Source organism: Micromonospora sp. NPDC047730 (assembly GCF_043204765.1).
In the GTDB taxonomy this organism is placed as follows: domain Bacteria; phylum Actinomycetota; class Actinomycetes; order Mycobacteriales; family Micromonosporaceae; genus Micromonospora.
Genome location: NZ_JBIDCU010000001.1, coordinates 367,079 through 384,650, shown reverse-complemented (window position 1 = coordinate 384,650; position 17,572 = coordinate 367,079). Strand labels below are relative to the sequence as shown.

Here is a 17,572-nt window from a genome sequence, read left to right as displayed (position 1 = left end):
ACCATGGGCGCGGCCGAGCCGACGAGGAGCACCCGATGAAGTACATGCTGCTGATCTGGAACCGCCCCGGGTTCGCCGAGGAGCTGTCGGAGCAGGAACGCACCGCGCTCTTCGGCGAGGTCGACGAGATCATGCGCGAGCTGACGGAGTCCGGCGAGCTGGTCGGCGGCCAGGCGCTGGCCGACCCGTCGCAGGCGCGTACGGTCCGGCTGGCCGGTGACCGGCCGGAGGTGACCGACGGGCCGTTCATGGAGAGCAAGGAGCAGTTCGCCGGCTACCTGATGGTCGACTGCGACGGCCCCGAGCGGGCCGCCGAGATCGCCAGCCGCTGGCCGGACGTACGGCTGGGCTTCGGCGCGCTGGAGGTGCGGGCGGTCATGAACGAGGCCGGGACGGACATGTGAGCGGACGGCGCGTCGAGGACCTGCTGCGCGACCTGGCGCCGCAGGTTCTCGGCCTGCTCGTCCGCCGACACGGCCAGTTCGACGCGGCCGAGGACGCCGTGCAGGAGGCGCTGCTCGCCGCCGCCATGCAGTGGCCGGAACAGGGCTTGCCGGACAACCCCCGGGCCTGGCTGCTCACCGTCGCCGGCCGCCGGTTGACCGACGAGTGGCGCAGCGAGCGGGCCCGCCGGGACCGGGAGGTCGCGGTGGCCGTCCGCGAGCCGGCGTACGCGACGGTCGCGCCCCCGGCCGACGAGGAGCCGCCGGCCGGGGACGACACCCTGACCCTGCTGTTCCTCTGCTGCCACCCGGCGCTGGCCCGGTCCGCGCAGGTCGCGCTGACGCTGCGCGCGGTCGGCGGCCTGACCACCGCGCAGATCGCCAGGGCACACCTGGTGCCCGAGGCGACCATGAGCCAGCGCATCCGCCGGGCCAAGCAGCGGATCGAGGCCGCCGGGGCCCGGTTCCGCATGCCCTCGCCCGGGGAGCGGGAGGAGCGGCTGCGGACCGTGCTCCAGGTGCTCTATCTGATCTTCAACGAGGGCTACACCGCCTCCGGCGGGCCGGACCTGCACCGGGCCGACCTGACCGCCGAGGCGATCCGGTTGGCCCGCACGCTGCACCGGCTGCTCCCCGACGACGGCGAGGTGAGCGGGCTGCTGGCGCTGATGCTGCTCACCGACTCGCACCGGGCGGCCCGGACCGGGCCGGCCGGCGAGCTGGTCCCGCTCGCCGAGCAGGACCGCGACCGCTGGGACGCCGCCGCCATCGCGGAGGGGATCGCCCTGGTCACCGAGGCGCTGACGTGGTCGCCGCCCGGCCCGTACCAGCTCCAGGCGGCGATCGCCGCGGTGCACGCCGAGGCGTCGTCGGCGGAGCTGACGGACTGGCCGCAGATCCTGGCGCTCTACCGGCTGCTCGCCCGGATCGCCCCGAACCCGATGATCACCCTCAACCAGGCGGTCGCGGTGGCCATGGTGGACGGCCCCCGCGCCGGTCTGGCCCTGCTCGCCCCGCTCGACGCCGACGACCGCACCGCCGGACACCACCGACTGGCCGCCGTCCGCGCCCACCTGCTCGAGCTGGCCGGCGAGCCGCGGGCGGCGCGGGCGGCGTACCTGGCGGCGGCCCGGGGCACGACGAGCCTGCCGGAGCAGCGCTACCTGGAGCTGCGCGCCACCCGGCTGGCGACACCGACGGGTCCCGGCGTGCCCCGCCGAGAGCCGCGCTGACCGGCACGCCGGCAGACGTGCGGCACGGGGCGCACGCCGGCCGGCGCTCCGTCAGGCGACCGGAACGGCCGGGCAGCGGGTGTCGCGGGCGGGCACGTCGACCGAGATCAGATAGCGGTCGACCGTGTCCTGCACGCAGGCGCTGCGGGTGTAGTTGCCGTGCCCCCAACCCTCGTAGGTCAGCAGCACCCCCGAGCGGCCGAGCTGCCGCGCCACGTTCGTCGCCCAGTTGTGGCCGCTCGCCGGGTCGTGCCGGGTGTTCGCGAGCAGCAGCGGCACGTCGGTGCGGACCCGCAGCCGGTGCTGCGGGTTGGCGACCGGGGCCGGCGTGCCGAGGCACGTCGCGATCGCCGGCAGCGCCTGCGGGTAGCGCACGTCGGGCGCGATCCGGGCCATCCGGCGCAGGTGCGCGGCGTACTCCCGGTGGTCGCGGACCGGCAGGTGCCAGTCGGCGCAGAAGACCGCGAAGGGGTGCGGTCGCACCGCGTCCTCGCTTGCGGCAACGGCGGTGGCCGGGAGCCCGGTGGGAGCGGGCGGGGTCGCCCGCAGGGCCACGATGTCCCGGGCCAGTCCGGCCCAGTCCGGGCCGTACAGCGCGCGCTGGGCGAGCCGGCTGAGGTCGTACGGGGTCAGCGTCGCCCCGGGCCGGTCCGGGCCCGCCAGTTCGCCCCGCTCCGCGCGGGGGAACAGGCCCGCCCAGGCGGCCCGGACGTCCTCGCCGTGCAACGGGCAGCTCGGCGTACGGGCGCACCAGGCGACGAACTCGTCGAAGGAGTCCTGGGCGGCGGCGCCCTGGGTGTCGAGGAACGCCCGGGTGCCGAGGCTGTGGTCGACCACGCTCTCCAGCACCATGGCCCGGACCCGGTGCGGGAACTCCTCGGCGTACTGCTCGCCGAGCAGGGTGCCGTACGAGCTGCCGTGGAAGGTGAGCCGGGGCTCGCCGAGCGCCGCCCGGACGGCGTCCAGGTCCCGGGCGGCGCTGCGGGTGTCGACGTGGTCGAACAGCGGCCCGGTCCGCTGCCGGCAGTCCGCCCGGAGCAGCGCGTTGTCGGCCAGGGTGGCGTCGAACCGGGCCTGGTCGGTGATGACCTGGGGCTGCCGGTCGAGCAGCGCCGCCGAGCAGAGCACGGGGTTGCTCCGGCCGATGCCGCGCGGGTCGAAGCTGACGATGTCGAACCGGCGGCGCAGGTCGTCGCTGAACCGGTCGTTCACGATGATCCGCCGGACGCCGGAGTCCCCCGGCCCACCCGGGCCGAACACCAGCGAACCGATCCTGGCGGCCGGGTCGGTGGCGGCGCGGCGGGCCAGGTGGAGCGTGAACCGGTCGCCGTCCGGCCGGTCCCAGTCGACGGGGAGCGACAGGGTGCCGCACTCGGCGGTGCGGTCCTCCGCGCAGGGCTGCCAGGCGATGCCCGGCGCGGCGGCCGGCGCCGGTGGGGCGGCCAGGGCGGGCGCGGGCGCCGACAGGCCCGCCGCCAGCAGCGCGGTGGTCGCGCCGAGCGCCAGCGCCCGGAGCCGGAGCGGACGCCGGGGTCCGCCCTCCGCGTCCTGTCGGGCCGGGTCGTCCACGATGTCGGGCACCCGGGGTCGGTCGCCGCCACGAGGGGCGGATTTGCGTACGCGCAGCACGAGATGTTGTCCTCTCCGTCGAAGGAGCGTTGCGATGAGAACTCGCCCACGGGCGAGGTGGTGCTGCTTCCACCCGGGCTGTCGAGTTGGCGCTCGACGGCCCGGGGCCTTTCCGCTGCGCTAGTCGACGTCCTTCAGGACGCGTTCCAGCGACACCAGCCGGGACTCCATCCCGCCGAGCCGGCCGTCGAGGGCCGCCAGCACCCGGGCGGAGGCCGCCTGGGCCTCGACGGCGGTCTGGGCGAGCCGCCGGTACTCCTCCTCGCGGGCCCCCGCCGCCCGGGCCCGCCGGGTCTTGGCGACCTGCACGATCGTCACCGTGATCACGCTGACGAGCAGGGCGAAGATCCCGATCGCCCCGACCACCTCGGTCCAGTCGTGCTCGCTCATGCCCGCCGTCCCTCGTCCTCGTCCGGCCCCGCGCCGGATCCGGCGGTGAGCGTGTCGGCCGCCACCGCGATGGCGGCAGGCGTGAGCGTGTACGCGAACGGACTCACCTCGTAGTACTTCATGGCCTTCCCGTCCTCCGACAACTCCAGGTGCGCGGACACGAGGCCGGCCGCCGTGAGCCGGCGCAGGTGCACCTGCACCAGCGCCCGGCTGATGCCGAGCTCGCGGGCGAGTTCGCTGACGTACGCGCGGCGTCGCGCCAGCACGGCGACCACCCGCATCCGGTGCGGGTTGGCCAACGTGGCCAGTACGCGCACCAGTTCGTCGCCGGTGGCCGTCGGACCAGCGCTCATGACCAGCCCTTGCACATGCAAACGGACGCTAGCGGGTCAATCGCCGGCACGTCACCAGTGGACGGTCGATCTCAGGGACGGGTGGGGGATGCCCCCTGGTCCTCCCCCGGAGCCACCGGAGATCGGCGCAGGGGTCGGCTCAGGCGTGGCACTCGCGGGTCAACCGCGTCGGGATGCCGGTGAAGGTGGAGTTCATCCAGGCGGCCGGGCGGGACGCCCGGGAGCCGGCGTCGATCCGGTCGGCGGTGTCCTCGACCAGGGCGCGGATCCGCGGGTCGGCGGCCCGGCGGGCCTGGGCGCGTACGTCGTCGGCCAGGTCGGCCAGGTTGCGCCGGAGCTGGTCGGTGACCTGCTCGCCGGTGAGGTCACGGCGGACCGAGGCCGTCGAGTCGGTGGCGATCTTCTGGCTGCCGGTGAGGATGACCCGGTCCACCTGCCGGCAGACTTCGGCGGTGTTGGCGGCGGTCGTGGCCACCGGGGACGGGCTCACGGTGGCACTCGCCGGAGCGGTCGGGCCCGCCGACGACGCGCCGGTCGGTGCGTCGGCCTCCCGGGGCGCGTCCTGGCAGCCCACGGCCAGCACCCCGAGCGCCACGGTGGCGGCGGCGCGCCGCGCGTACACGACGGATCGGGACATCGGACCTCCCGTTCACGGGTCTCGGCCGTCCGGCGGACGGCAGGGGGTCGACCGACGCCGGGCGGCGAGACGTCGTCCTGCCAACGAGCGGGGTCACCCCCGGGACACGTCGGCCGTCGCGGCCCGACACGCGGTCCGCCGGGCCGGCGAGGGCCGGCCCGGCGGTTTCCGCGTACGCGGGTCAGCTCTTGAAGGCGTCCTTGACCTTCTCGCCGGCCTGCTTCAGCTTGGCGCTGGTCTGGTCGTTGCGCCCCTCGGCCTCGAGCCGCTCGTTGTCGGTGGCCCGGCCGGCACCCTCCTTCAGCTTGCCGGCGGCGTCCTCGGTCGCGTTGTTGATCTTGTCGTCGAAGCCCATGTCAACCTCCGATCGGCAGTGCCGGTACGTGGTCGGGGTACCCCGCCCGGCCACCGCCCAACCGCCCCGGCCACCCACCGTCGACGTGGCGCCCCGCCTCGGGCCCGTGTCGGCCATGGCGGTCAGGAAACAGGGTCCGGCGAGAACCGCCCCGACGACCGCGCCGCCGGCCCCCTTCGGGGAGGACCGGCGGCGCGGTGGGCAGGGTCAGGCGACCGGGCGGAAGCCGCGCAGCCGCAGGCTGTTGGCGACGACGAAGACCGAGGAGAAGGCCATCGCGGCGCCGGCGATCATCGGGTTGAGCAGGCCCGTGGCCGCCAGCGGCAGGGCCGCCACGTTGTAGGCGAAGGCCCAGAACAGGTTGCCCTTGATGATGCCGAGGGTGCGCCGGGAGAGCCGGATCGCGTCCACGGCGGCCATCAGGTCGCCCCGCACCAGGGTCAGGTCGGACGCCTCGATCGCCACGTCGGTGCCGGTGCCCATGGCGAGGCCCAGGTCGGCCTGGGCCAGCGCGGCGGCGTCGTTGACGCCGTCGCCGACCATCGCCACGGTCCGCCCCTCGCCCTGGAGCCGCCGCACCACGTCGACCTTGTCGGCGGGCAGCACCTCGGCGATCACCTCGTCGATGCCCACCTCGGCGGCCACCGCGCGGGCGACCGTGGTGTTGTCGCCGGTCAGCAGCACCGGGGTCAGACCCAGTTCCCGGAGCCGCGCGACCGCCGCCCCGCTCGTCGGCTTGACGACGTCGGCCACCGCGAGCACGCCCCGGGCCCGCCCGTCCCAGCCGGCCAGCACGGCCGTCCGTCCCTCGGCCTCCGCCGTGGTCGCCGCCCGCGCCACCTCCTCCGGTACGTCGAGGCCGCGCTCGCGCAGCAGCCGGAGCCGGCCGACCAGCACCTCGCGGCCGTCCACCGTGCCGGTCACGCCGAGCCCCTCGACGTTGGCGAAGCCGGTCACCGGCGGCAGCACGCCCGCCTCGGCCGCTCCGGCGGCGACCGCCTGGGCGATCGGGTGCTCGGACGCGGCCTCCAGCGCCCCGGCCAGCCGGAGCAGCTCCGCCCGGTCCTCGCCGGCCGCCGGGAGCACGTCCACCAGGGTCATCTTCCCGGTGGTGACGGTGCCGGTCTTGTCCAGCACGACGGTGTCCACCTGCTTCGTGGACTCCAGCACCTCCGGGCCCTTGATCAGGATGCCGAGTTGGGCGCCCCGGCCGGTGCCGACGAGCAGGGCGGTCGGCGTGGCCAGGCCGAGGGCGCACGGGCAGGCGATGATCAGCACCGCCACGGCTGCCGTGAACGCGGCCGTCGCGCCCGCCCCGGTGCCGAGCCACCAGCCGAGGGTGCCCGCCGCGAGAGCGATCACGATCGGCACGAAGACGCCCGAGATCCGGTCGGCGAGGCGCTGCACGGCGGCCTTGCCGGTCTGCGCCTGCTCGACCAGCCGGGCCATCTGCGCCAGCTGGGTGTCGCCGCCGATCCGGGTGGCGGTGACGACGAGGCGGCCGCCGGCGTTGACGGTGGCGCCGACGACGGTGTCGCCGGGGCCGACCTCGACCGGGACGGACTCGCCGGTGAGCATGCTCGCGTCGACCGCGGAGGTGCCCTCGTCGACCACCCCGTCCGTGGCGACCTTCTCGCCGGGCCGGACCACGAACCGGTCCCCCACCGCGAGCTGGTCCACCGGGATCCGGGTCTCCACGCCGTCACGCAGCACCGCGACGTCCTTGGCGCCCAGCTCGAGCAGGGCGCGCAGGGCCGCCCCGGCGGTCCGCTTCGCGCGGGCCTCGAAGTAGCGGCCGGCGAGGATGAAGGCCGTCACCCCGGCTGCCGCCTCCAGGTAGATGTTGCCGGCGCCGTCGGTGCGGCTGATGTCGAGGGTGAACGGGTGGGTCATCCCCGGCTCCCCGGCGGTGCCGAGGAAGAGCGCCCAGACCGACCAGCCGAACGCGGCCAGGGTGCCGAGCGAGACCAGGGTGTCCATGGTCGCCGCGCCGTGCCGCAGGTTGACCCAGGCCGCCCGGTGGAACGGCAGGCCGCCGTAGACGACGACCGGGGCGGCCAGGGTCAGCGACAGCCACTGCCAGTAGTCGAACTGCCAGGCCGGCACCATCGCCAGCACGATCACCGGCACGGTGAGCACGAGCGATACCCACAGCCGGGTACGCAGGCCGCGCAGCTCGTCCACGGGCTCGGCGGCCGGCTCCGCGCCGGCGGGTGCGGGCGGGGGCGGCAGGGCGGCGGTGTAGCCGGTCTTCTCCACCGTGGCGATCAGGTCGTCCGGAGTGACGTCGTCGGCGTACTGAACGCTGGCCTTCTCGGTGGCGTAGTTGACCGTGGCGGTCACGCCGTCCATCCGGTTCAGCTTCTTCTCGATCCGGGAGGCGCAGGAGGCGCAGGTCATCCCGCCGATCGCCAACTCGATCTGGTTGGGTGCCATCTGCAGTGGCTTGGTGGTGGTCATCACGGTCCCGTCAGTTGTGCCCGTGACCGGGGGCGCCGTGGCCGGCGTCGGCGGTCGGGGAGCTCGTGGCGGCGGGCGAAGGCGTCGCCGGGGTGCCCGTCGCGGTCGGCGTGGCCGACCCCGTGGGGGTGCCGGCGACGACGGTGAACTCGGCGGTACGCACCACGCCGCCGTGCTTGAAGTCCAGGTAGAGCCGGTAGGCGCCGGCCGACGGCACCTCGGCGAAGAACCTCACCTCGGGGCCGGGCTTCGTCCGCCCGTCGCCCGGCTCGCCGTCGGGGTGCACGTGCAGGTACGCCAGGTCGCCCTGGCGCAGCGCCACCAGGTGGCCGTACGCGCCCAGGTAGGGCTCCAGGTCGGTGACCGGCGCGCCGTCGCGGTTGACGGTCAGGGTCAGCTCGGCGGTGCGGCCGGGCTGCGGGACACCGGTGAGGGTGACGGTGTAGCCGTCGACCGTCGTGCTGGCCGCCGGGGCGGGCAGCGGCCGCTCGGTCAGGGCGCCGGGAACGGTCACGTCGACGCCGAGGGTCAGCGCCTCGCCCCCGGTGGGGGTGAAGTCCGCGAACGCCCGCCAGACGCCGGGCCCGCCCAGCGGCGAGTCGACCTGCCAGGTGCCGTCCGCCGCCATCTCGGGGTGCACGTGCCGGAAGCCGGACAGGTCGCGGCGGGCCACGATCAGGTGCATGCGCTTGTCGTGCGCCACGTCGTACGCGGTGACCGGCCGGCCGTCCGGGCCGGTGACCTGGAAGGCGAACTGCCCGGCCGGGGCGTCGACCGGTCGGAGGGTGTAGCCGCGGTCGGAGACGAGCAGTCCGCCGGGCAGGTGGGCCGCCGCGCCGCCCTCGTCGCCCCCGTGTCCGGCCCCGTCGGTGTCCCCGTGGCCGTCCGCGGCGTCGTGGCCGGTCTCGGCGGCCGGGGCCACGGGGCCGGCCGCCTGGCCGACCCCGTACGCCGCGCCGAAGACCGCCGCGAGACCGAGGACGAAACCGCTCAGTTTCGTCGCCGTGTTCATGGTGTGCCTCGGTTTCCCCGTGCCCGCCGTCAGGCGCCGACGAGGTCGTAGCCGGCCTCGTCGACGGCGGCGCGCACGGTGTCGATGTTCAGTGGGCTCTCGCTGGTGACGGTGACCCGCCCGGCGGCGAGGTCGACCTGGACGTCGCTGACGCCCGGGATGGCGCCGACCTCGGCGCTGACCGAGCTGACGCAGTGCCCGCAGGTCATGCCCTGCACCTGGTACGTCGTGGTGACCATCGAACGCTCCTCTCGACGCCTCCAGCATATACCCCCCAGGGGTAATGAGGAGGCGGACGGATGACTGCTCCGCGTACCGATACCCGGTGGGGGTATCGGACACGGACGACGGTACCATACCCCCGAGGGGTACGCTATCCTGGATCGCATGACCACACCGACGCCCGCCCCGACCAGGGGCTACACCGCCAGCAAGGACCAGTTGCTCGCGCGGCTGCGCCGCGTCGAGGGGCAGGTCCGCGGCATCGAGAAGATGGTCGACGACGACCGCTACTGCATCGACGTGCTCACGCAGATCTCCGCGATCCAGGCCGCCCTCGACAAGGTCGCCCTCGGCCTGCTCGACGGGCACGCCCGGCACTGCATGCACGAAGGAGCGGCCGAGGGCCGGGCCGACGAGATGGCCACCGAGATGATGGCCGCCGTCGGCCGCCTCATGAAGCGCGGCTGACCCGGCCGGCGGTGCCCCGGCGCCCCCAGGGTGCGAGCGCCGGGGCGGCCCGGGTCAGAGCCGGCCGAGGATCTTCTCCATCGTGTCGATCTCGGCCTGCTGGGTGGTGACGATCTGCTGGGCCAGGGCCTTCGCCTCCGCGTTCACGCCCCGGGCCAGCTCGTCCCGGGCCATGGTGACGGCGCCCTCGTGGTGAGCGATCATCATGGTCAGGAACTGCCGGTCGAACTCCCGCCCGGAGGCCGCCGTCAGCTTCTCCATGTCGGCGTCGGACATCATGCCGGGCATGCCGTGGTCCATGTGCGGCGTCTCGGCGCCGGGCGACGGCACCGGCCGTCCCCAGGCCGACAACCAGCCGCTCATGGTGGCGATCTCGGGCGCCTGGGCGGCCTTGATCTCCCCGGCGAGCCGCTTGACCTCCGGGTCCGCCGCCCGCGTGGCGGCCAACTCCGCCATCTCCACCGCCTGCCGGTGGTGCGGAATCATCATCTGGGCGAACATCGCGTCGGCGTCGCCGAAGGTGGCCGCGCCGGACGCGGAGGCCGTCGGCCCGCTGGTGGCGGGCGTGCCGTGCCCCGCACCCGGGGACGAATGCCCGTCGCCGCCGCAGGCGGTCAGGACGAGGGCGGCGGTGACGGTGGCGCCGGCCAGGGCGGCACGGCGCGCGATGGTACGAGTGGTCACATCTGGGCCTTTCGGTATCGGAACGTACGCAGCAGGACGGGGACGCGGGCCGGCTGACCGGGCCGCGCCGGGGCGTCCTATCTGCGCAGCACCGAGACCGTGGCGAGTCGCAGGCCGACCGGCCGGGACGGCGGGGCACGGGGCGACCGGGCCGGCCCGCCCGACCCCTGGCCCGCCGGGCCGACGGCCTGTGCGCCGGCCAGCAGCAGCACGGCGAGCAGCAGCGCAGCGGCGAGCGCGCCCAGCACCGCCAGGCACACGCCCCACCAAGGCAGCTCGCCGCCCGCCCCGCCGGACGGGAGGAACCGCTCGTGCGGGCAGTCGCCCGGGCAGCCCACCACGCCGGACGGCGCCGCCGGGACGACGTACGCGATGGCGGGGTCCTGACCGAGCGGCGCGGCGGTGTCGTGGCGGGGCAGCGCGGCGGTGACCTGACGGAGCGGCGCGGCGGTGTCGTGGCGGGGCAGCGCCTGCGCCGCGCCGCCGTGCCCACCGGCCGCGGCGACGGCCTGCGCGGAAACCTCGGCGGGATGGCCCACGGAGTGCGAGCCGTGGCCGAGGGTGTGCATCGCGGCCAGGCCGAACAGTGTGCCGACGAGCAGCAGCAGCCGGGCCCATCGCCCCGCCGTCACTGTCGCCGCCGCCCGCACACCGACCACGGTAGTCCCCGGGGCCGGTGCGTCCGGGGGCGACCGGCGCACCCGACGGCGAATCCGCCCCGAACGAGACCGCCATCAGGCCACCACGGGAGGGCCGCCCGGCCGCCACCCGACAGTGACATGGTGGTGACCGGCGGCTGCCGGACGGGACGGACCGCGGCCGACACCAGCCCTCACGACCTGCGGCCGGATGTCGGGATGGCTACCATTCGGCCGGTGGCCCTCCGCACTCCGCGCCGCCCGCACCGTCGCCCCGACCGGGCGGCGGTTTCGAGCGACCGCGACCGGCCGGGCCGGGCCGTCGCGGTGCGTGACCGGACCGACACCCCAGGGCGATCCGCCGCGGCGGTCACCCGGGCACGCCGAACCGACCGGCCCGCCGGCACGCACCCCGCCCTGGACTCGTTGGGAGACACTCGATGGGCGCCGACCACACCCGTCCCGCACCGTCCGCCCCGCCGAGGGTGCGACGGATCCTCGTCGCGACGGTGGTGCCCCTGTTCGTCGCCACCCTGATCGCGGCCCTGCTGCTCTGGCCGTGGGACGCCCCGGACGCCGCGCCCGGCACCGATCCGCCCCGCCACCACGGCACGGTGACCCGGGTGGTGACGGAGCCGTGCCCGCCCACCCCGGAGGCGCCGGAGGGTGCCCCGGAGGGCCCCTGCGGCACCGTGACCGTACGCGTCGACGACGGCCCCGACGCCGGCCAGCAGGTGGAGACGCCCGTACCGGCAGGGCCGGGGGCGCCGACGGTCGCGGTCGGCGACGAGATCATCCTGGTCCAGCTCACCGATCCCGCCGACCCCTCGGCGAGCGCCTACAACATCGCCGAGCACCAGCGCGGCAAGCCGCTGCTCTGGCTGGTGGTGCTGTTCGCCGCCGCGATCGTCGCGTTCGGGCGGTGGCGGGGGCTCGCGGCGCTGGCCGGCCTGGCGGCCAGCTTCGCCATCCTGCTGACCTTCGTGCTGCCCGGCATCAGCGCCGGCAGCCCACCGCTGCTGGTCGCGGTCGTCGGCGCGGCACTGATCATGTTCGTGGTGCTCTACCTGACGCACGGGGTGACCGCGCAGACCTCGGTCGCCGTGCTCGGCACGCTGGGCAGCCTGGTGCTGACGGGCGTGCTCGGCACGATCGCCACCGCGGCGACCCACCTGACCGGGTTCGGCACCGAGGACGCCACCACGCTGTCGATGTTCCAGGCCGACGTCGACCTGCACGGCCTGCTGCTCGCCGGGATCATCATCGGCTCGCTCGGCGTGCTCGACGACGTCACCGTGACACAGGCCGCGACGGTCACCGAGCTGGCGCACGCCAACCCGGGGCTGTCCCGGATGCAGCTGTACCGCGCGGCCACCCGGGTCGGCCGCGCGCACATCGCCTCGACGGTGAACACCATCGTGCTGGCGTACGCCGGGGCCTCGCTGCCGGTGCTGCTCCTGCTGACCGCCGACTCCCGGGCGGTGAGCCAGATCCTGACCAGCGAGTTCCTGGCCCAGGAGATCGTCCGCAGCGCGGTCGCCACCCTGGGCCTGATCGCCGCCGTGCCGCTGACCACCGGGCTCGCGGCCGTGGTGACCACGGCCGGCCGGCGCGGCGGGGAGTCCGCCGACCGCGGCGCACCCCCGACCCCGCCGGCCCCCCGGCCGGCGGCCGACCGGTCCGAGGCGCTGGAGGCCCTCAGCGGGCCGCGCGCCGGAAACACCCCCTCCGCCGCCCCCGCCGGGTGGCCCGACCGAAACGGGAGCACGGACACCGCATGGTGAAACTCCTCAGCGTGACCGATCAGGACGTCCCGCCTGATAAACGCGTCACTGGTCACCCTCCGCCGTTACGAAATAACGCATTTAGTCGGCTTAGGGACGTAGATCCCCGGGAGGGCTCTCGGGTAACCTCGCTGCCGGTCACCGCCGAAGGCGCGCAGCGGCGCCTGCGGTGCCGCCGCCCAATCGCCGCCAGGCGAGCCGGGGACCCAGGCACGTGGGGTGAATCCGCGACAGCGGTAGGGGCCACTTCCGCCCCGAACCCGTCAGCTAACCCGGTCGGCGGTCGACGGAAGGGAAAACTGTGACGGCACCCCTACGCCGCTGGTTGACACCTGTGGTGGCCGTGATCGCCGCCCTGGCCGTCTTCGCCGGGCCTCTCCCGGCGGCGGCCGCACCCACCCCACCGGCCCAACCCTCCGGCCACGGGGACGACGAGCCCAAGCTGCTCAACGACCTGATCGAGACGCGGAACCGCAGCTACGTCCAGGCCAAGGCGAAGCTCGCGAAGTCGAAGAAGCGCCAACTGGAACTGGCCCTGGAGGTCGACCGGGCGCAGGCCGACCTGGCAGCACTGGCCCCGCAGGTGAGCCAGATCGCCGCCCAGTCCTACCGGACCGGGCGGATCGGCGCGGTGTCGATGCTGCTGGACACCGCCAGCCCCGACTCGTTCGTCAAGCGCGCCGCCGCCCTCGACGAGCTGAACCTGGTCAATGCCAAGAAGCTCGCCGAGGTGAACGCGGTCAAGACCCGCGCCGAGCAGGCCAAGCTGGCGCTCGACGCCGAGGTCCGCGAGCAGCAGAAGCTGACCAACGAGATGGCCCGCGGCAAGCGCGACGCGGAGAAGGCGCTCGCACTGGTCGGCGGCAGAGGGCTGACCGGCGGCAAGGTGGTCGCCACCTCGCCGGTGGCCCGGATGGCACCGGGTCGTACCGCCGACGGCGACTGGAAGCCCCTGTCCTGCACCGAGAACGACCCCACCACCTCCGGCTGCATCACCGCGCGCACCCTGCACATGTACAAGGAGGTCAAGCGGGCCGGCTTCAACCGCTTCGTCGGCTGTTACCGCTCCGGCGGGCCGTACGAGCATCCGAAGGGCCGGGCCTGCGACTGGTCGCTGCAGAGAAGCGGCTTCTCCCCCTGGCACAACGACGACACCTACATGTACGGCAACAACCTGACCGCGTTCCTGGTCCGCAACGCCGACCGGCTCGGCATCTACTACGTGATCTGGAACCGGCAGATCTGGTTCCCGGCGACCGGCTGGAAGTCCTACAGCGGCCCGTCGAACCATACGGACCACGTGCACGTATCCCTGCTCTGACGCAGCCAACGACAGGGCCGCCCCGCGCCTGCGGGGCGGCCCTGTCGGCGTCTCTGGGCCCTGCCGGCATCTGTAAGCCCTCTCGGGCGCTGTCGGCGTCTCTGCGACCCGCTCCGGCGTCGCGCGGCCCGGTCCGGACAGCTGTGGGCCCTGTCGGCGCTCTCGGCGCTTCTGGGACCCGTGGGCGGTTGAGGCCCACTCGGCGTCCGTTGGCCCCCGTCGACGGGCGTCGGCGTCCCGGGCCGGGCCGAGCGAAGGAACGGGTCAGGCGAGGGCTGCACTGACGGCAGGCTGCGCCCCGTCGACCGCGCCCGACCCGTTGGCCACCTCGGCGCCCCCCCGCGCCTCGCCGGCGGACACGGCGGTCACCGCCCGAGCCTCGCCGGCCGCCAGCCGGTACGACATGCCCACGACGGCGCAGCGCCCGGCGGCCACCTCGGCGGCGAGCACGGCCGACCTGTCCAGCATCGCCTCGACGGTCTGCGCGATGTGGATGTCGACGATGCGGTCGATGTCGTCCACGCCCTCGGCGGCGGCGCGGCGCAGGCTGGGCACCACGGCGTCCACCACGGCGCCCAGGTGCCCGGCCGGGGACGTGCCGGTGGCGTCCGCCGTACGGGCCGCCTGGACCGCCCCGCAGGAGTCGTGCCCGAGCACCACCACCAGCGGTGTGCGCAGGACCGTCACGGCGTACTCGACGCTGCCCAGCACCTCGGGGCCGACCGTGTGCCCGGCGGTGCGTACCACGAAGAGGTCGCCGAGGCCGCGGTCAAAGATGATCTCCGCGGCGAGCCGGGAGTCGGAGCAACCGACGATCACCGCGAACGGGTGCTGCCCGTCCGCGACCGCGGCACGGTGCCCGGCGTCCTGGTTGGGGTGGCGGGGGGTGCCGGTGACGAACCGGCGGTTGCCGGCCTGCAACTCGGCGAGCGCCTGCTCCGGACCGCCCGGCGTGGGGAACGCGTCCCGCACGGCGGTCGGGTCTTCTGGTGCCGGCTCCGACGACTTCCGCTCCGGGCCCGGCTGAGCGCCGGGGGATCCGGGACGACTCATCTCCCTCACCTCGTCCCTCACGAACGACCTGGTCACCCCGGCCGACGCTGGGCGCGGGCTGCCCCCACGGTCACACGCACCCGAAGATACGTCAAGGGATGCGTGATATGCGTTTCATATGTTCGCGCCCGCCCGCAGACGTCGGGCGGGGCCTCCCGCGCGAGGGCGCGGCGGAAAACCCGAAAGGCGCGCCATACGATGACGACATGGCGACGACAGGGGAGAACGGGAGCACCCGCAACTGGACGTTCCTGACGAACCACGGGCACGTGCTGCTCGCCATCGCCCGCAACCCCACCGCCCGGCTACGCGACGTCGCGGACGAGGTGGGCGTCACCGAGCGGGCCGCCCAGGCGATCGTCGCCGACCTGGAGGCGGGCGGCTACCTGCACCGCACCCGGGTGGGCCGGCGCAACGAGTACACGCTCAACCCGGCCGGGCGGTTCCGGCACCCCGCCGAGGCCGACCGGCAGGTCGGCGACCTGCTCGCCCTCTTCACCGACGACGATCCCGAGAGCGCCGGCCGCACCTGAGGCCCGGGGGCAGGCCCCGCCGTCGGCGCGCGACGGTGATCTCACCGCCTGCGCGACATCGGCGGCGCCGCGTCCGTCGCCAGGCTGTCAGGGCTCTCGCCGGCGACACGGCCGAGACGGCCGACGGAGGACGATCAGCCGCCGCGGGCGACGGGGCCGATCAGCTGACGTTCGATGGGGGTCATGCTGAGCATCACCCACTGCACCTTGCCCTTGGTGATCAGGCCGACCATCTCGGGGTGCAGCTGGGTGAACCAGCTCTGCACGCTCATCAGGCCCAGCGCGCTCGCCGCCGTCGCGGCCTCCGTCTCTGCCAACCGCTGGAGCAGCACGATGTCGCTGCGTACCAGCGCGTCGACGTCCCAGCCGGCCAGGTCGTCGCGGACCACCAGGGTGGCCCGCCAGGGCGCGCTGAGGCCCGAGTCAGGGCCGGTTACCGGGCCGGTGTCGATCACGACGAGCTGCGGCTCGGTCGGGGTGGCCGCGGTCGGCGGCGCAACGCCCGGCGGTAGAAACGAGGCGACCTCCCGGCCGATGACGCAGCGCCGCAGGAAGCTGTCCCACTCCTGCTCGCGGGCGGTCTGGATGAACAGCCGGGCACCGAGCGCGAGGGCGCGGAACGCGAGCAGCTCGGCGCAGCGTACGCCGCCGGTCAGGAGCAGCCGCGTCGGTTCGGCCCGGAACAGGCGCAGTCCCACCGGCTCCTGCTGCCGGCTGCGCCCGACGACCAGGCCGCCGCCCCCGGCAACCAGGTGCAGACTGCCGACCGTGGCGGTGTCGGCGACGTGCAACCCCATCCGGCTGCCGGGGAAGGCGACGCTCTTCACCGCAGGAAACCTCCGAGCGGAAGCGTGGCGGCCACGCCGTGCGCGTGCTCGCCGTCGAGTCGTTGCAGCCGACCGCCGTGGCCCCGGATAGCCTCGTGCAGGGCCTGGTCGGCGGCGGCGAGGGCGGTCGGGTCGGTGCCCATCAGGCGGAACGCCACCTCCACGGCGACGTCGTCGCCGACGGTGCGGCTGGCCGCGATCGACACCACGCTGGCGGCGGCGGGCAGCCCCCGCAGCAACGGGTCGACCTCCCACGGCCGGCGGGGCCAGGCCAGCATCCGGTGGCAGCTCTGCGGGGCGCCCTGGGTCGACCAGCCCCGCCAGGTCTCCCAGGCCAGCGACCGCTCCCCCGCTGCGCCGGGCGACCCGCCGGTCAGGTGGGTGAGGGCGGTGACGGCAGCGAGCACCTCGTCCCGGTTGAGCATCCGGGCGGTCACCCGCTCCTGCCGCAGCTGCCGCCGCATCCGCCGAATCGCCGCGGTGAGCGTCGGGCGCAGGTCACGGTCGGCGTGGAAGTCGGGGGTCCGCGCGACCTGGAGCACCACCCAGGCCTGCCGGCTGGCCGGCACGTCCCCGTTGGTCAGCTCCCGGTATGCCCGGTCCACCGCCGCCGCGCTGGAGCGGGCGCGCGGTGCCGGCGTCACCTGGATCAGCAACTGCACCACCACCGGGGGCGCTTTCTCGTCGGCCGCCGGCAACAGCGAGGCCGGGGACGGCAGGGCCTGGGGCGCACTCATCAGCAGGGCGCCCTCGGTCGGGTCGACCTCGAAGACGGCGCTCAGCCCGCCCCGATGGGTCAGCAGCGCGGCCGGCTGGTCGTCGACCTCGACGGTCTCCAGCTCGACGCCGCGCTCCAGGTGGGCCAGCAGATGCGCGGCCGCGTCCCCACCGGCGGCGGTGAGCTGCCGGCGGCGGCCCCGGAAACCCCACCAGACCGAAATCCACTGGTACAGCCACCGGCTGCGGAACCGGATCATCGTCGGGGTGAGCAGCAGCACCGCCCCGGTGGCCACCGTGGCGGTGAGCGGCACGCCGTGCGGGGAGGCGGCGAGCACCGCCGCTGCGCCAGCCTGCCATGCCACCAGTTGGGCGACGTTGATGCCGCCGATCCCCTGGGCGGCCTGGTGTGGTCGTACCGCTTGATTGGCTGCGGCCGTGGCCGCGACCGCCACATCGGCGGCGGCAGCGGCAGCGGCGGGCTGGGGGGCGGGAGTGGCGGCGGCCTGCGGGGGCGGCGCGGCCTGCGCCGTGGCGGCGGCCTGTGCGGCCGTCGCGGCCCGTGCCGCACTGGCCGCCTGGCTGATGTACGCGGTGCCGACGGCTGCCCGGCCCTGCCCGCGCTGTGCCGCCCCGTCCTGCCGCGGGCCGCTGCCGGCCCGGCTCACCGTCGGCGCGGGCGCCGCTACGCCGGCCTGCTGCGGTGGTGCCACCCGTGGCGCGGGCGGCACCTGCCGAGCCGGTTGGGCGGCCACACCCGGATGGTGCTGCCAACCCGGTTCACCCGGCCGTGCCGCACCCGGATGCGTCACCT

The 17,572-nt window shown here is 75.0% G+C and carries 19 protein-coding genes and 1 riboswitch; of the genes, 6 read left to right on the top strand and 13 right to left on the bottom strand.

Annotated features, from left to right (window positions below; all coding sequences use genetic code 11):
* Positions 1 to 35: 35 nt before the first annotated feature.
* On the top strand, positions 36 to 404 hold the full coding sequence (locus ACGF5G_RS01835; protein WP_393257992.1) for a YciI family protein: 369 nt from the start codon (positions 36 to 38) through the stop codon (positions 402 to 404).
* Entirely contained in the window at positions 401 to 1,675 is a 1,275-nt protein-coding gene (locus ACGF5G_RS01830) for an RNA polymerase sigma factor (RefSeq protein ID WP_393257990.1), read from the top strand. The genes ACGF5G_RS01835 and ACGF5G_RS01830 overlap by 4 nt, the downstream gene beginning before the upstream one ends.
* A gap of 51 nt (positions 1,676 to 1,726) precedes the next feature.
* Here the strand turns inward: ACGF5G_RS01830 and ACGF5G_RS01825 are convergent, their stop codons facing one another.
* The 8 genes from ACGF5G_RS01825 to ACGF5G_RS01790 form a co-directional block, all read right to left on the bottom strand.
* Positions 1,727 to 3,247: an alpha/beta hydrolase gene (locus ACGF5G_RS01825; protein ID WP_393259185.1), complete on the bottom strand. Its 1,521-nt coding sequence runs from the start codon at positions 3,245 to 3,247 to the stop codon at positions 1,727 to 1,729.
* Between the two features lie 177 nt (positions 3,248 to 3,424).
* The gene (locus ACGF5G_RS01820) at positions 3,425 to 3,694 is read right to left on the bottom strand and encodes a hypothetical protein (RefSeq protein WP_350701618.1); all 270 of its coding nucleotides are present in this window, start codon (positions 3,692 to 3,694) and stop codon (positions 3,425 to 3,427) included.
* Positions 3,691 to 4,047 (bottom strand): ArsR/SmtB family transcription factor, encoded by a 357-nt coding sequence (locus ACGF5G_RS01815; protein ID WP_393257986.1) that lies wholly within the window; start codon positions 4,045 to 4,047, stop codon positions 3,691 to 3,693. Before ACGF5G_RS01815 ends, ACGF5G_RS01820 begins: the two co-directional genes overlap by 4 nt.
* Positions 4,048 to 4,186: 139 nt before the next feature.
* The gene (locus tag ACGF5G_RS01810; RefSeq protein ID WP_393257984.1) at positions 4,187 to 4,684 is read right to left on the bottom strand and encodes a hypothetical protein; all 498 of its coding nucleotides are present in this window, start codon (positions 4,682 to 4,684) and stop codon (positions 4,187 to 4,189) included.
* A 181-nt stretch (positions 4,685 to 4,865) separates the two neighbouring features.
* Positions 4,866 to 5,039, bottom strand: coding sequence for a CsbD family protein (locus tag ACGF5G_RS01805; protein ID WP_357453060.1), 174 nt, complete (start codon positions 5,037 to 5,039; stop codon positions 4,866 to 4,868).
* A gap of 207 nt (positions 5,040 to 5,246) precedes the next feature.
* Complete coding sequence (locus ACGF5G_RS01800; RefSeq protein ID WP_393257981.1) at positions 5,247 to 7,499, bottom strand: heavy metal translocating P-type ATPase; 2,253 nt, start codon at positions 7,497 to 7,499, stop codon at positions 5,247 to 5,249.
* Between the two features lie 10 nt (positions 7,500 to 7,509).
* Positions 7,510 to 8,511, bottom strand: a complete 1,002-nt coding sequence (locus ACGF5G_RS01795; RefSeq protein WP_393257978.1) for a hypothetical protein — start codon at positions 8,509 to 8,511, stop codon at positions 7,510 to 7,512.
* Positions 8,512 to 8,540: 29 nt separating this feature from the next.
* Complete coding sequence (locus tag ACGF5G_RS01790) at positions 8,541 to 8,750, bottom strand: copper ion binding protein (RefSeq protein ID WP_357697820.1); 210 nt, start codon at positions 8,748 to 8,750, stop codon at positions 8,541 to 8,543.
* Positions 8,751 to 8,898: 148 nt separating this feature from the next.
* Here ACGF5G_RS01790 and ACGF5G_RS01785 point away from each other — a divergent pair, with 148 nt between their 5' ends.
* Positions 8,899 to 9,201 (top strand): metal-sensitive transcriptional regulator, encoded by a 303-nt coding sequence (locus tag ACGF5G_RS01785; RefSeq protein ID WP_350681148.1) that lies wholly within the window; start codon positions 8,899 to 8,901, stop codon positions 9,199 to 9,201.
* Between the two features lie 54 nt (positions 9,202 to 9,255).
* On the opposite strand, the gene ACGF5G_RS01780 is transcribed toward ACGF5G_RS01785, so the two are convergent.
* Both ACGF5G_RS01780 and ACGF5G_RS01775 read right to left on the bottom strand, forming a co-directional pair.
* Positions 9,256 to 9,885, bottom strand: coding sequence for a DUF305 domain-containing protein (locus tag ACGF5G_RS01780; RefSeq protein ID WP_393257974.1), 630 nt, complete (start codon positions 9,883 to 9,885; stop codon positions 9,256 to 9,258).
* Positions 9,886 to 9,962: 77 nt separating this feature from the next.
* Complete coding sequence (locus tag ACGF5G_RS01775) at positions 9,963 to 10,517, bottom strand: hypothetical protein (RefSeq protein WP_393257972.1); 555 nt, start codon at positions 10,515 to 10,517, stop codon at positions 9,963 to 9,965.
* Positions 10,518 to 10,963: 446 nt separating this feature from the next.
* On the opposite strand from ACGF5G_RS01775, the gene ACGF5G_RS01770 reads away from it, so the two are divergent.
* Positions 10,964 to 12,307 carry a YibE/F family protein gene (locus ACGF5G_RS01770; protein WP_393257969.1) on the top strand — a complete coding sequence of 448 codons (1,344 nt, stop codon included), beginning with the start codon at positions 10,964 to 10,966 and terminating at the stop codon, positions 12,305 to 12,307.
* Positions 12,308 to 12,473: 166 nt separating this feature from the next.
* Positions 12,474 to 12,605: riboswitch (cyclic di-AMP (ydaO/yuaA leader) on the top strand.
* A gap of 3 nt (positions 12,606 to 12,608) precedes the next feature.
* Positions 12,609 to 13,628: a coiled-coil domain-containing protein gene (locus ACGF5G_RS01765; RefSeq protein ID WP_393257967.1), complete on the top strand. Its 1,020-nt coding sequence runs from the start codon at positions 12,609 to 12,611 to the stop codon at positions 13,626 to 13,628.
* Between the two features lie 264 nt (positions 13,629 to 13,892).
* Here ACGF5G_RS01765 and ACGF5G_RS01760 read toward each other — a convergent pair whose 3' ends face one another.
* Entirely contained in the window at positions 13,893 to 14,681 is a 789-nt protein-coding gene (locus tag ACGF5G_RS01760) for a carbonic anhydrase (RefSeq protein ID WP_393257965.1), read from the bottom strand.
* Between the two features lie 206 nt (positions 14,682 to 14,887).
* On the opposite strand from ACGF5G_RS01760, the gene ACGF5G_RS01755 reads away from it, so the two are divergent.
* Positions 14,888 to 15,214: a MarR family winged helix-turn-helix transcriptional regulator gene (locus ACGF5G_RS01755; RefSeq protein WP_357697807.1), complete on the top strand. Its 327-nt coding sequence runs from the start codon at positions 14,888 to 14,890 to the stop codon at positions 15,212 to 15,214.
* 134 nt (positions 15,215 to 15,348) lie between these two features.
* Here ACGF5G_RS01755 and ACGF5G_RS01750 read toward each other — a convergent pair whose 3' ends face one another.
* Entirely contained in the window at positions 15,349 to 16,041 is a 693-nt protein-coding gene (locus ACGF5G_RS01750) for a hypothetical protein (RefSeq protein WP_357697805.1), read from the bottom strand.
* Positions 16,038 to 17,513, bottom strand: coding sequence for a type VII secretion protein EccE (gene eccE, locus ACGF5G_RS01745; protein WP_393257962.1), 1,476 nt, complete (start codon positions 17,511 to 17,513; stop codon positions 16,038 to 16,040). The genes ACGF5G_RS01750 and eccE overlap by 4 nt, the downstream gene beginning before the upstream one ends.
* Between the last annotated feature and the right edge of the window lie 59 nt (positions 17,514 to 17,572).

What these genes read in the sequence shown, in the direction of transcription:
- ACGF5G_RS01835 (WP_393257992.1), top strand. Translation starts at nt 36, where the DNA reads ATGAAGTACATGCTGCTGATCTGGAACCGCCCCGGGTTCGCCGAGGAG.
- ACGF5G_RS01820 (WP_350701618.1), bottom strand. Translation starts at nt 3,694, where the DNA reads ATGAGCGAGCACGACTGGACCGAGGTGGTCGGGGCGATCGGGATCTTC.
- ACGF5G_RS01815 (WP_393257986.1), bottom strand. Translation starts at nt 4,047, where the DNA reads ATGAGCGCTGGTCCGACGGCCACCGGCGACGAACTGGTGCGCGTACTG.
- ACGF5G_RS01810 (WP_393257984.1), bottom strand. Translation starts at nt 4,684, where the DNA reads ATGTCCCGATCCGTCGTGTACGCGCGGCGCGCCGCCGCCACCGTGGCG.
- ACGF5G_RS01805 (WP_357453060.1), bottom strand. Translation starts at nt 5,039, where the DNA reads ATGGGCTTCGACGACAAGATCAACAACGCGACCGAGGACGCCGCCGGC.
- ACGF5G_RS01800 (WP_393257981.1), bottom strand. Translation starts at nt 7,499, where the DNA reads ATGACCACCACCAAGCCACTGCAGATGGCACCCAACCAGATCGAGTTG.
- ACGF5G_RS01795 (WP_393257978.1), bottom strand. Translation starts at nt 8,511, where the DNA reads ATGAACACGGCGACGAAACTGAGCGGTTTCGTCCTCGGTCTCGCGGCG.
- ACGF5G_RS01790 (WP_357697820.1), bottom strand. Translation starts at nt 8,750, where the DNA reads ATGGTCACCACGACGTACCAGGTGCAGGGCATGACCTGCGGGCACTGC.
- ACGF5G_RS01785 (WP_350681148.1), top strand. Translation starts at nt 8,899, where the DNA reads ATGACCACACCGACGCCCGCCCCGACCAGGGGCTACACCGCCAGCAAG.
- ACGF5G_RS01770 (WP_393257969.1), top strand. Translation starts at nt 10,964, where the DNA reads ATGGGCGCCGACCACACCCGTCCCGCACCGTCCGCCCCGCCGAGGGTG.
- ACGF5G_RS01760 (WP_393257965.1), bottom strand. Translation starts at nt 14,681, where the DNA reads ATGAGTCGTCCCGGATCCCCCGGCGCTCAGCCGGGCCCGGAGCGGAAG.
- ACGF5G_RS01755 (WP_357697807.1), top strand. Translation starts at nt 14,888, where the DNA reads ATGGCGACGACAGGGGAGAACGGGAGCACCCGCAACTGGACGTTCCTG.